Annotated in this window: 12 protein-coding genes; 5 read left to right on the top strand and 7 right to left on the bottom strand. The window is 42.6% G+C overall.

Features of this window, described 5'->3' with window-relative positions; all coding sequences use genetic code 11:
- Nucleotides 1-119: 119 nt before the first annotated feature.
- The 4 genes from A6J60_RS10680 to A6J60_RS10665 all read right to left on the bottom strand — a co-directional run bounded on the left by A6J60_RS10680 (nt 120) and on the right by A6J60_RS10665 (nt 3516).
- Nucleotides 120-755 carry a LysE family translocator gene (locus tag A6J60_RS10680; protein ID WP_096065978.1) on the bottom strand — a complete coding sequence of 212 codons (636 nt, stop codon included), beginning with the start codon at nt 753-755 and terminating at the stop codon, nt 120-122.
- A 143-nt stretch (nt 756-898) separates the two neighbouring features.
- On the bottom strand, nt 899-2200 hold the full coding sequence (gene argE, locus A6J60_RS10675; RefSeq protein ID WP_096065977.1) for an acetylornithine deacetylase: 1302 nt from the start codon (nt 2198-2200) through the stop codon (nt 899-901).
- A gap of 163 nt (nt 2201-2363) precedes the next feature.
- A complete protein-coding gene (locus A6J60_RS10670) occupies nt 2364-2837 on the bottom strand; it encodes a nucleoside deaminase (protein ID WP_096065976.1) in 474 nt (157 codons plus the stop codon).
- A gap of 22 nt (nt 2838-2859) precedes the next feature.
- Complete coding sequence (locus A6J60_RS10665; RefSeq protein WP_096065975.1) at nt 2860-3516, bottom strand: UPF0149 family protein; 657 nt, start codon at nt 3514-3516, stop codon at nt 2860-2862.
- A 527-nt stretch (nt 3517-4043) separates the two neighbouring features.
- Here A6J60_RS10665 and A6J60_RS10655 point away from each other — a divergent pair.
- Together A6J60_RS10655 and A6J60_RS10650 are read left to right on the top strand one after the other, a co-directional pair.
- Complete coding sequence (locus A6J60_RS10655; protein ID WP_096065973.1) at nt 4044-4457, top strand: hypothetical protein; 414 nt, start codon at nt 4044-4046, stop codon at nt 4455-4457.
- 185 nt (nt 4458-4642) lie between these two features.
- Nucleotides 4643-5335 carry a cell division protein ZapA gene (locus A6J60_RS10650; RefSeq protein WP_096065972.1) on the top strand — a complete coding sequence of 231 codons (693 nt, stop codon included), beginning with the start codon at nt 4643-4645 and terminating at the stop codon, nt 5333-5335.
- 170 nt (nt 5336-5505) lie between these two features.
- On the opposite strand, the gene A6J60_RS10645 is transcribed toward A6J60_RS10650, so the two are convergent.
- Complete coding sequence (locus A6J60_RS10645) at nt 5506-6051, bottom strand: hypothetical protein (protein ID WP_227526129.1); 546 nt, start codon at nt 6049-6051, stop codon at nt 5506-5508.
- A gap of 689 nt (nt 6052-6740) precedes the next feature.
- On the opposite strand from A6J60_RS10645, the gene A6J60_RS10640 reads away from it, so the two are divergent.
- Complete coding sequence (locus A6J60_RS10640) at nt 6741-8396, top strand: NAD+ synthase (RefSeq protein WP_096065970.1); 1656 nt, start codon at nt 6741-6743, stop codon at nt 8394-8396.
- Nucleotides 8397-8523: 127 nt separating this feature from the next.
- Here the strand turns inward: A6J60_RS10640 and A6J60_RS10635 are convergent, their stop codons facing one another.
- Nucleotides 8524-9237, bottom strand: a complete 714-nt coding sequence (locus A6J60_RS10635; protein WP_096065969.1) for a YggS family pyridoxal phosphate-dependent enzyme — start codon at nt 9235-9237, stop codon at nt 8524-8526.
- A 282-nt stretch (nt 9238-9519) separates the two neighbouring features.
- Here A6J60_RS10635 and A6J60_RS10630 point away from each other — a divergent pair, with 282 nt between their 5' ends.
- Nucleotides 9520-10650: a type IV pilus twitching motility protein PilT gene (locus A6J60_RS10630; protein WP_096065968.1), complete on the top strand. Its 1131-nt coding sequence runs from the start codon at nt 9520-9522 to the stop codon at nt 10648-10650.
- A gap of 124 nt (nt 10651-10774) precedes the next feature.
- Here the strand turns inward: A6J60_RS10630 and fur are convergent, their stop codons facing one another.
- On the bottom strand, nt 10775-11206 hold the full coding sequence (gene fur, locus A6J60_RS10625; protein ID WP_096065967.1) for a ferric iron uptake transcriptional regulator: 432 nt from the start codon (nt 11204-11206) through the stop codon (nt 10775-10777).
- Between the two features lie 342 nt (nt 11207-11548).
- On the opposite strand from fur, the gene A6J60_RS10620 reads away from it, so the two are divergent.
- Nucleotides 11549-11923 (top strand): outer membrane protein assembly factor BamE, encoded by a 375-nt coding sequence (locus tag A6J60_RS10620; protein WP_096065966.1) that lies wholly within the window; start codon nt 11549-11551, stop codon nt 11921-11923.
- The last annotated feature ends 137 nt before the right edge of the window (nt 11924-12060 follow it).

Below are 12060 nucleotides of genomic sequence, written 5' to 3'. Positions count from 1 at the left end.
TATAGACCGTAATCTTTAATCTAAACTTCTAGATTTTATTAAAAAAGCGCCCAGTAATCATTTACTGGGCGCTTTTTGTTGGCTGCTACTCTATTCATTTGGATTATTGATTGAAGATGTTAAAGCACTTCCCAAAGTAACGCCACTGCAATCATTATAAATAACACCCCACATATTCGGTTCAACCACAACAGTCTTGAGCCACTGCCTAGCCAGCCGGACAGCTTAGTGCCGCCTATGGTATAAGCGAACTGCCAAGTGGTCTCACTGGCAAAAAAGCCAAGCGTCAAAATGATATATTGTGGCCATAACGGTGCATCAAAATTAATAAACTTGGGAAAAAAGGCGGCAAAGAACAAAATAGCTTTTGGATTAGAAAGTGACACCCACATCCCACGAGTGAAGCGTTGCCTTGCTGACTTTAGGATTTTATTCTTTGCTTGGCGACCTTTAGAAAAGGACACCTCTTCATCGGCATGACGCCAAGCCTGCACCCCTAAATAAAACAAATATAAAGCGCCCGCGACTTTGGTTGCGGTTAATAACCAAGGCCATCGACGGCTAATAATATCAATGCCTAATAGCGCAGATACCAATAATACAAACAACCCAAAACTGAGCCCAAAGAGCATCCATAATGTCTTGCGTACCCCATGATTAATGCCATGTTGAAAGGCCAGTAACATGTTCGGGCCTGGGGTTGCGGATATAAAAAATACAGTAAAAAAGAATACTAAAAATAAAGACAAGCTCATAAGGGGTTACTTCAATCAAAGGCAGTCGTTTGGTGATTAAGGCACGAAGCCTATATAAGTCTGTAATCGGTTAAGTCTATCGCTTGTTAAACATATAATCCGTTAAGTTCATACTCCGTTATATGCAAGCGCCTAGGCTGTATTTAAGCGTGTAGCGATTGAAGCAGTTTTGCCAAAAACACATCACACTGTGCCAACTGATCAAGCTCAACATATTCATTGGCCTTATGCGCTTGCTCAATGCTGCCTGGGCCACAGATCACAGTGGGTATACCGGCATTGGTAAACTGACCGCCTTCAGTGGCATAGGCCACTTTATGACGCGCAGACTCCCCTACCAAGCCTGCAATCAAATCTTGCAGCGCCTGAGACTCGCTGTCTGTCATGGCAGGCACACTTTCAAGCTGCTGCAGCTCAATACCTGAATCGGCATCCACTTGCTGCATTTGCTGATTTAATGCCTCTATCTTTTGTTTAATAGCCAGCAAAATATCCTGCACGCCCATCATAGGCAAATTGCGATAATCAAAGGTGAACTGACACAGATTCGGCACAATGTTAGTTGCAGTGCCGCCTTCAATGGTGCCTATTGATAAGGTAGAAAATGGCACGTCAAACTCATTGTCCTGAGGTGCAGATTCTGCCAACTGACAAGCCAACTCATCGATAAAGCCAATCAACTTAGATGCATAGCTAATGGCGTTCACCCCTTGTGGAGTCAAGGATGAGTGCACTGACTTGCCATGCACGATGCACTTAAAGACAGAAATGCCTTTGTGTGCAATCACCATCTTCATCGATGAGGGCTCACCAACAATACAATAATCAGGCTGAATGCCACGTTGCTGCAACTCTGCCAGCATCAACGGCGCTCCCAAGCACCCGACTTCTTCATCAAAAGATAAAGCCAAATGCAGTGGCTTGTTAAGCGTGCCCTGCTTTGAGGCGGCAACGGCTTTTGGTAATAGGCTAAGTGAACAGGCGATAAAGCCTTTCATATCACAAGCACCACGACCATAAAGCTTGTCACCACGTATTTGTGCAACAAACGGATCTGAAGCCCAGTCTTGTCCATCAACAGGCACCACATCGGTATGCCCTGATAGCACGATACCGCCTGTGTGACTGGACTTTTTATTCGCAGCACTATTAGCCATGTTATTAGCGGGATTTACATGGCTGTTTGGATTGTTATGATCGCTATTTACGTCACCTGCCGGCACCGTAACAAACAAGTTGGCCTTGCTGTTATCCTCACTGAAGGTCAATATAGGATCAAGCCCTAAGCTTTGACAGTAAGCTTGGACGTCTTCAATTAAGGCTAAGTTTGAATGACGACTCACGGTATCAAATCCGATTAAACGCTTTAGCCAATCCACACTATTGTTAGGATAAGACGATGTGCTTGTCTGCAAGCTGTCAGACTGTGGCGCTAAAGTGTTCATAAGTCATCCTTAAACTTTATTTTTTTATAATATTTTAAAACTAATAGTCTCAGTACTCATAAGCTTAGTAATGGCAGCTTAGTAATGGCTGGGTGATAATCCAATAAACAGCCTAATAGGCAAAGGCCACTTTGGTAGCCGCTTCACTCTACTGACTCTGTGCTTACCATAACTGCTGATGTAACGCTTTAACCTGCTCATCCAGACCAGCAACAGGGCCTTCAACCTCAATATCAGGCGCAACTTGATTAATACTCAAGCTATTGACCGCTGCTGGCACGGTGACACCGGCCTCTTGCATCCACTGACCCAACTGCTGTGATGAGCTGGCATAAACAATACGACCTAAGCCTGCCCAAGCATGTGCTGCGGCACACATAGGGCAATGCTCACCTGAGGTATACACCACTGCTTGTGCGCGCTGCTCCTCTGTCATATTTTGAGCCGCCCAACGTGCTAACGCAATCTCAGGGTGATAGGTCGCCTCGACACTATGAATACGATTGCGATCTTCTTGCAATACTTCGCCAGTAGCACTGACTAAGACACTGCCAAAAGGACGATCGCCAGCAGCGACCGCTTCTGCTGCTAGCTCAACACAACGCTGTAAATGGCGCTTATCGATATCGGTAATCATAGCTCCTCCTCTACGTTATCGATTACGACGGGTTGTTTTTATTCATTGCATCAATGACAGGCGGTATCGCTTTAGGCTTAAGACCCTCTTCTTCAAGTTCTTTTGCAGTTTTGGCACTAATTGGCAATCCAGCAATCAAAGGTAAGCTCATCATTGACTTGCGTGGACGAACAGCCAAGCTCACAGGGACCATACGCACGAACTCATATAAGTACAAGTAAGATTCTTCGCCGCCTTCAAACTCATCATCAGGCTCGATGCGAATACCACCAATTTTTGCCAAATCTGCAAACAGGCTGTTTTCTTCAGCAGTTAAGGTGCTATCTGTCACCCCAAAGCCTGTCATAAATCCATTTGCCCACTGCTTCAACGCGACCACTCGTTCATACAGATCATGCTCATCATCTGGCACCAATGGCGAATACTGATAGGCATCATCTTTGTCTTTTAATTGAAACGAGGTATCTTCCGCCTCTTCTGCCAGCAAGGTTAATGCCGCTTCATCTGGAATAGAAAAACTCAGCTCAGTTAACAAGCGCTCCCAATCTTCGATCTTTTGTGGCGCATGGCACACTGTCATTAAGCCAGTCATCAAGCCATGCAGCTCACTGATACTCACATCTGTCCAATCTGCAAATGTTCGGCTCCATTCGTTCCAGCCTGAAATATCATCATTCATAATCTTTACCTTTTGTTTATGTCTTATTGTCTATGTCTAATAGATTGGTGTTTTATCTGTTTGTATTTAACTTATCTGTTTATATTTAACATGCTGATGATTGTATTGAAACTGATTACATTGATATTAATAAAAATGATCAACAGGATATTAGCAAAAACCATTAAAAACACATTCATTAACATCTAATGCTAGATATAATGTGGGCATCTATGGCATTATTAAAGGACAATACACATCATCTTGCATTTAAATTTAATCTAATACCTTATTCTGAAACTCAATACACTGAAGAAAAAGCACGAGTATCGCAGCTATACAGAATTATATATCTCTTTAATTTTATTGATACATTCTTATCGCAAGCGATGCAAGTCCTGATAACAGGCAAACAACAGGGTTATACAAACCAATTTTCGAAGCACGTTTTGCCCAGTGACGTTTTACTCCGTGATGTTTTACTTAGCGATATTTTATTCAGTGACATTGATTATCAGTCGGTATGTCTTTATTAGAAGTGATCACTTATGACCCAACCTTTGATTGAAAAATTGCAATACTTAGATACGGTGCTACATGATATACGCCAACGTTATGATGCCACTTATAATGAACTGCAAGCGTTAAAAAATGATCCACAAACGGACAGCAATGAAATTACTTTGTTGCAGCAGCAGCTCAATGATAGTCAGCATGCCTATGAGCAAAGCGCTCAGCAACAGCAAGAGCTGCAAGCCCAGTTTGACAAGCTAGATGAAGATTATCAAACGCTTGCCGAGGCTCATCATAACCTAAATGATGAATACAATGAGCTACTAAAAAAATATCAACAGCTAGAACAATCCAGCTTAGAGCAGTTAGAAAAGAACCGTTTGGCCAAAGAAAAGACCAAATTGGTTATGCAGCGTTTGACGCTTATTGACCAAGCGACTGATATATAGTTTTGATGTTATACATTCCTGATAGCCAAATAAGCTATCAGACAAACTGCTGACTAAAAGCGACCTTATTCTAACCCATTATCGTTGGATTAATGGATGCTATTTTTGAACACTCACATAGCAATCGAACCATAAGCTGTTCTGCCTGTATTAGGTATTCAGTATTACTTTTTTAAGAGAATATTATGTCAACCAATTATCCCGACTCAAATCAGCCGCTTGATACAGACGATGCTCATGCGACTGACTCAACAACCCCTGATGATGCCTCTGCAGAAACGACGGAGCAAATAATAGCACCTAAATCAGATGCGGTTGAAACCGAATATTTCGAAGATGACAGCTCATACGCTGATGACAGTTACAACACTGACGGCAACTATAACGCTGACGGCGCCGTTGACGCTGAGACCGAGCTATCAGAAGATGAGCACTATAATGACTCTGACATAGAGCAAGTGGTGAATTCTGAAGATGAAGATATGAGCTTAGAAGAGACTGAGCTGTCTGACGATACCTATGAACAGACAGATGATGAGCTACTAGATAGCGAAGATGATTCTGATGCTATCGAGTACACCACAGTTAATATCAATATTCTAGGCCGCTCATACAACATCAACTGTCCCGTCGGAGAGGAGCAAGAACTGGCTCTAGCGACTAACCATATTAATGACTTTATTGGTAATATCCGTGATCAAGCACCACAAGTTGGTTATGAAAACCTATTGGTCCTTTGCTGCTTAGATTTATTTGGCAAAGTACAGCAAGCCAGCAAAACTGCTGATGCCAGTGCGCTTGAACATAGCACCACCGCTGAGCATGCCAATCAGTTGATTGAAAAAATGATTGAAGAGATGCAGGCGATTCGAGCTTAACGCTTATCGTCTATCCCCTGTCATTTATTATCTGCAACAATTAAAAAAGCCTCTACATCATTCATGTTAGAGGCTTTTTTATTGCTTAACTATTTTTATTACTAAGCTTTTCAGAACTACTCAAGTCCAAGGCTATTGTCGATTAAAATGTAGCCGCCGCTAAATCAAAACTATGATTGGCCAGTCTGCTCTGTATGAAAGCTGGCTTGATGTTCATAATTACAAAAAAACCAAGTGGTTAGCTGTTTTAGCGCTTGCTGCTTGTCATGAAGCTGTTGTTGCTGCTGCTCATAAGCTTGTTTGGCCTGCTTTCTTTGTTTACGGGTCATTTGTTGTGGTTCTAGCTGCTCGGTTGCAACTTGCTTAGTCGTTACTGCTGGCTTAGTGCCTGCTGTGGCATCGACTGTATCGGCCGCTGTACCAAATAACGCCGCCTTACTTTGCGCTATTTGTTGTTGTAACTGCTCAATCTCAGCTGTCAGCTGTTCAATCTGAGCCTGCTGCTGTGGCTGCAAGGCCTGATCAGGCTTACTCTCCAATACACCGCGATACTCGGCTAAAGGGTAACCACAAAAGCTACAGTCTCTGGGAGTGATGATATCGCCAGCTTTGGGCATAAAGGCCTTGGGCGGCTTAGGATACATGAACTTAAAAAAGCCCCACATCACGATTGCCATGATTAGCAAACAAAAAAGTACTGAAAAAAAAGCAGCCATGGTGTCTTCCTAAAAAGTCATGTTTTAAAACGGTGTGTATTTTGAGATGACCACTGTCAGCTTACCTTGCTATCAGCAGTACATTTGCCCTGCTTTAAAAAGTGCCCTACTATAAAATGACAGCAATAAGTAACCGCTCAGTTTAACAGTTATCAATGCGCTTAGCATTAGTCTAGATAGGTCATGCGTCTCCTATAAGAACCTATCTGGCATAAAAATAAAACTTAATAGCTTTACAAATGCTTAACATGACCTTAGCGAAGCTTACAACGACAACTGATAAAATATTGATGTTATACTAAAGATTGCTAGGCAACCATAAAAAATACAGCCATAAGCAGTATAGCCCTTTGTCACGTGTTTCGACTACAATGGCTATCAACACAGCGGCACAATGAAATTTAATAATAAATGATGGCCATCATATACAAATAACGGTCGTCATAAAAGATAACTTATTAAAGCAATGAATAGCTAAGGCAATAGAGCACCAGCCAACGTCAGTCGCAGCGACGTATCACAATAGCGGACAACACAGGGCAAAGTCTGGCACCGCGTACACAACAGGAACTCAATAATAAAAACTCAATAATTTGACTTCTGTGTGTGGCTGACAGGTGAATGGCTAACCATGCAGTGCTCACGCCTTAAAACTTAAAAACCATATTCTATACAAATAGGACCCAATAATGTCTAATCATAATAATACCCCGGCCCAAGGAGGCGCTTTAAAATTTGCACTGGCTCAAGCCCACTTTATGGTCGGTGACATCCAAGAAAATATTGAAAAGATGCGCCAGCTGGCCATCGAAGCCCGCGATAATGGTGCCGATATCATTGTCTTTCCTGAGCTGGCACTACTGGGCTATCCGCCAGAAGACTTGCTACTGCGCCCTAGCCTAGCAGACCGCGTCAAAGCAGCGTTAAGCTCATTAAGCGACATTAATGATATCGTGATGATTATCGGCTATCCGCATGTCGATTATCATGGCACCTTTAACTCTGCGGCTATTATTCAAAATGGTCAGCAAAAAGGCTTTTATCACAAACAGTATTTACCGAATTATGGTGTGTTTGATGAGCGTCGTTATTTTGACAAAGGTCGCAACCAAGTATTGTTCAACTACCAAGGCGTGACTATTGGCCTGCTAATCTGTGAAGATCTGTGGGAAGACGACCCGATTAAAGCCCTTAAAGAACAAGGTGCTGACCTCATCGTTAGTATCAACGCCTCACCTTTTGAAGCCGGCAAGCAGCATGCACGTCAGGCGTTATTGACCAAACGTGCCAATGATCATCAGTTGCCGATTATTTATTGTAACTGTGTTGGCGGCCAAGATGACTTGGTATTTGATGGCGGCTCAATGGTGATTCAACCCAATGGTGAGCTTGCCCATGAAGCCCCACGATTCCTCGAGCATCTGTTATACGCTACCTATCATGCTGAAGGCGGTCACTTTGATACCCAACAAAAAGCACCATTACAACTGAGCGCTGAGTCTGAGACCTATCAGGCTTTAGTGGTTGGCCTACGAGATTATGTCAATCATTCAGGATTTGAAGGTGTGATTGTTGGTTTATCAGGCGGTATCGATTCTGCATTAACCCTATGTATTGCGGTAGACGCCTTAGGCTCAGATAAGGTTTACGCAGTGATGATGCCTTATGAGTACACCTCACAGATTAGCTTAGAAGATGCTCAAGCACAGGCTCGTCGCCTAAATGTGTCCTATACCGTCTGCCCAATTCACGATGCGGTCAATGGTATGCGCCATACGTTAGCGCCTTTATTTAACAAAGCCAAAGCTGATACCACTGAAGAGAATATCCAAGCCCGTGCACGCGGTATGATCTTGATGGCATTGTCTAATAAATTTGGTCATCTGGTTATCACCACTGGCAATAAGTCTGAGATGGCTGTGGGCTACTCGACCTTATACGGTGATATGGCAGGCGGCTTTGATGTGTTAAAAGACGTGTATAAAACTCAAGTCTATGCACTGGCCAATTATCGCAACCGCTTAGAAGACACAGATGTGATTCCTGAGCGTGTGATTACGCGTCCGCCATCTGCAGAGCTGCGTCCAGATCAAAAAGATCAAGACAGCCTACCTGACTATGATATTTTAGATGCCATTTTAAAAGACTATATTGATAACGACCTAGGCTTTGATGAAATCACTGCCAAAGGTTTCGATCCTAATATTGTTCGTCAAACTATCTTATTGGTCGACAGAAGCGAATATAAGCGCCGTCAAGCCCCAATTGGTACTAAGGTAAGCCATAAGGCGTTTGGCCGTGAGCGTCGTTATCCATTAGTTAATGGCTGGACTATTGAGAAGTAATTGATTAAAAAGTAACCCATTAAAAAATAAAACCTCCTTATTAGACCGTTAACTCTAATAGGGAGGTTTTTTATTTTAAACATATGCCTTTGGTTTGTTTTAGCACGAATCCTGTCAGCTTTTATATCTAATCTCTGGCACCAAAAATAGCACTGCCGACTCGAACCATGGTTGAGCCTTGTGCAATGGCGTGGGTCATATCAGCGCTCATACCCATACTCAAGGTATCCCAATGCGTTAGCTCAGGATGCGCCTGCTTCATCTCATCAAACAGTTGCTTAGTACGCTCGAATGCATCAGTGCCCTCTTTTGAAGGGATAATCATCAGCCCACGTAGGCATAAATTATCATAACCTTTAACCGTATTCACTAGCTCATCAAGCGCTTCTGGTAAGCAGCCTGACTTGCTCTCTTCTTGATCAATATTGACCTGAATCAGCACATTTAGCTTTGGCAATCCTTCAGGGCGTTGGTTATTCAGGCGTTTAGCGATAATATCTCGCTCTATGGTGTGCACCCAGTCAAAGGTCTGCGCAATATCACGAGTTTTATTACGTTGAATGTGGCCAATATAGTGCCAAACAATGTCAGTATCTACTTGATCAGCAACCAAGTCTTTAACCGCTTCTATTTTATCCACGGCTTCTTGCAGATAGTTCTCACCAAAGTGGCTCTGTCCTGCTTTAGCAAGGGTAGCGACCATCTCAGCCGGCTTAGTCTTTGAAACCGCCAGTAAGGTAACAGGCTCACGATCGACTGCTGCACTGGCAGTAGCTACTTGCTGCTTTACTTGCTGCCAGTGTTGTAATAATTGTTCAGACGAAAAATCTTGTTGTGTCATAGACTCACCTCTTCGCTCAATGTATTCACTATTCGCTATTTAATGTTTAATGTTTGATGTTTGATGTTTGATGTTTAATGTTCGATTTGTAATTTTTAAGTTCATCTGGCATTAGTTTACGCCTTATTACGCTGCTAATGTGTACCCTATTGTTTAACAATGTCGTCAGCTTTCAAGCTTTTGCGCTATCGTCTGTGATTGTGCTGTATAGTCAAAACCTGATTGGCCAAAATCCAATCTCCATTTTACAGCCCCTCCGCATTCAGATAAGGACATCTGTGCATGTCAACCCTCATTACAGCTTTGCCCAATATCAACAGTACTAATGAACAGATAGCACCGTCAGAATCCATTGACACTACCCCGTTTGAACACATCCATCAGCTACTACAGCACATGATTGAGCATAAGGCTTCAGATCTACATTTATCAGCAGGCAGACCGGCGATGTTACGTGTTGACGGTGATATGCTCAAAGTAGATATGCCAGCGCTCGATGCCGCCCAAGTCGATCAGTTTATTGACAGCAGTTTAAATGACTCTCAACGCCAGCAATTTGCACAATCACAAAATATAGACTATGCCATCAGCCTGCCCAGTGGTGAGCGCTTTCGAGTCAATGCCTTTGTGCAGCAACGTGGCAGTGCCGCTGTATTTCGATATCTAGCGAGCAACTTATTACAGCTAGAGCAATTAAGCGTAGAACATGGCACTACCTTATCAAAGATAGCACAGCTTAACCAAGGTCTGGTGCTGATTACCGGTGCTACTGGCTCAGGGAAATCGACCACGCTTGCCGCTTTAATCCATCACATTAACCAAACTCGGCCAGCGCATATTTTAACCCTAGAAGATCCGATAGAGTTTATACATCACTGTGACAAAAGCCTGATTAATCAGCGTGAAATATCGCAGCACACGCCCAATTTTGATAGCGGCTTACGTGCTGCGCTGCGTGAGGATCCAGATGTTATTTTGATTGGTGAACTACGTGATTTGGCTAGCATCCGCTTAGCGCTCACCGCTGCTGAAACCGGACATTTGGTGTTTGCAACCTTGCATACCCGCTCAGCGGTGAAGACCATTGACCGTATCATAGACGTTTTCCCTGCTGATGAAAAACCCATGATTCGAGCCATGTTGTCTGAGTCATTACAAGCCGTGGTGTCACAAAGTTTAATTAAGCGCCGCTTAGGCGGTAGAGTGGCGGCCTTTGAGATACTGCTATCGACTGCTGCTACCCGCAACTTAATTCGTCAAAATAAGCTGGCGCAGCTGTATTCTGCTATCCAAACTGGCTCCCAATTAGGCATGGTCACTTTAGATGACAGTCTCAAAAAACTGCAGCAACAAAATATTATCAGTGCAGCGACTGCTCAGCAGTATGCAAAGCACAGTGATGGCTTTGCTTAGGCTAAATTATAACCGTTAACCCTAGCCTATAAAAAAAGCCTGCACGAGCAGGCTTTGTTATCAGTTGTTTAAAACGGATAGCATTCTAATACAAGGCTAAACGCCTAGTGAGCCCCTACTTGGACTATTTGGCTGCATCATGACACTCTTCGTTATCACATAGACCGTACAACACTAGAGAGTGTCCAGACAAGGTAAAGCCATATTCTTTGGCCACTTTTTCTTGTTGCTCTTCGATGATTTCGTTATGAAACTCAATGATTTTACCGCAAATATCACAAACCATATGGTCGTGATGCTCTTCTTGGGTAATCTCAAACACAGATAGATTATTCTCAAAGTTGTGACGTTCAACAATGCCGGCTTGCTCAAACTGAGTTAGTACTCGATAAACCGTGGCCAAACCCACATCTTCACCCTGCTCAATCAGTGCTTTATACACTTCTTCGGCGCTCATGTGATGATCTTCTGCATTTTCTAAAAGCTCAAGGATTTTTACCCTCGGTAAGGTAATTTTTAATCCAGCTTTACGTAAATCTTGATTGGTAATTTTCATTGCGATCCTTAGACGTTATAATTGGTTTTATGTGTTTTTCGCTATAAGCGGTTGCTGTAATGAGTATAGTAATGAATTAAATGATTGATTTATGGCCTAAAAAATAGCGTATTGAGCTTAATTGCAAAATTTAGTTAAATAATCTCGTAAGTGGTAGGCAATTGCAAGTAATTGACGTATCATTTATCCATCAGAATCTTTAAAATATCTATCAAAATCATTAAAACCTAATCAGTGTCATTTTATATTTTTCTTATCAGAGCCTTGATAAGCCCAGTCACTGTCTTCTTTCGCTATAATCACTTTTTTAGCGATATTAATAGATTATTGAAACGTGAAATTATGAAACCATTAAAAACCTTACTTTACCCTATCGCCATAACAGCCACGCTGTCACTTTCTGCTTGTTCAATTTTTGGTGTTTATACCATTGATTTACCACAGGGCACGCCCATCACTCAGCAGCAAGCTCAGCAAATTCAGCCTGGAATGAATAAGAACCAAGTGATTTATTTAATTGGTAGCCCTGCGGTACGTGATACGCTTGCACCAAATCGCTGGGACTATATCTATGATTATACACCAGGAACTTATGGAAAGCGTGAAGGCAAAGAAATCATTCACAATGCCAGCCAGCACCTGATTATCTACTTTGACGAATCAGATATTGTGACACGCGTTGAAGGGGTTGAAACGCTTCCGGTTAAAAACCAGTAGCTTTATTACGCATTGTAGCGTCAGTGACATCTATCAAATGACACCTCGCTACTGTGTGTCGCTCTTAGCTTAATATCTTAAGCAGCTTAAAGAATCTACTCTCTTAAATAACAAGGCGTATGGCAGCAGTCAATACG

It is taken from the genome of Psychrobacter sp. FDAARGOS_221, from assembly GCF_002313155.2.
Taxonomy (GTDB): domain Bacteria; phylum Pseudomonadota; class Gammaproteobacteria; order Pseudomonadales; family Moraxellaceae; genus Psychrobacter.
This window is presented reverse-complemented; position numbering and strand designations above follow the sequence as displayed.

Coding starts and splice junctions, on each gene's coding strand:
- A6J60_RS10680 (WP_096065978.1), bottom strand. CDS start 755: ATGAGCTTGTCTTTATTTTTAGTATTCTTTTTTACTGTATTTTTTATA.
- A6J60_RS10665 (WP_096065975.1), bottom strand. CDS start 3,516: ATGAATGATGATATTTCAGGCTGGAACGAATGGAGCCGAACATTTGCA.
- argE (WP_096065977.1), bottom strand. CDS start 2,200: ATGAACACTTTAGCGCCACAGTCTGACAGCTTGCAGACAAGCACATCG.
- A6J60_RS10630 (WP_096065968.1), top strand. CDS start 9,520: ATGTCAACCCTCATTACAGCTTTGCCCAATATCAACAGTACTAATGAA.
- A6J60_RS10650 (WP_096065972.1), top strand. CDS start 4,643: ATGTCAACCAATTATCCCGACTCAAATCAGCCGCTTGATACAGACGAT.
- A6J60_RS10670 (WP_096065976.1), bottom strand. CDS start 2,837: ATGATTACCGATATCGATAAGCGCCATTTACAGCGTTGTGTTGAGCTA.
- A6J60_RS10620 (WP_096065966.1), top strand. CDS start 11,549: ATGAAACCATTAAAAACCTTACTTTACCCTATCGCCATAACAGCCACG.
- A6J60_RS10635 (WP_096065969.1), bottom strand. CDS start 9,237: ATGACACAACAAGATTTTTCGTCTGAACAATTATTACAACACTGGCAG.
- A6J60_RS10655 (WP_096065973.1), top strand. CDS start 4,044: ATGACCCAACCTTTGATTGAAAAATTGCAATACTTAGATACGGTGCTA.
- A6J60_RS10645 (WP_227526129.1), bottom strand. CDS start 6,051: ATGGCTGCTTTTTTTTCAGTACTTTTTTGTTTGCTAATCATGGCAATC.
- A6J60_RS10640 (WP_096065970.1), top strand. CDS start 6,741: ATGTCTAATCATAATAATACCCCGGCCCAAGGAGGCGCTTTAAAATTT.
- fur (WP_096065967.1), bottom strand. CDS start 11,206: ATGAAAATTACCAATCAAGATTTACGTAAAGCTGGATTAAAAATTACC.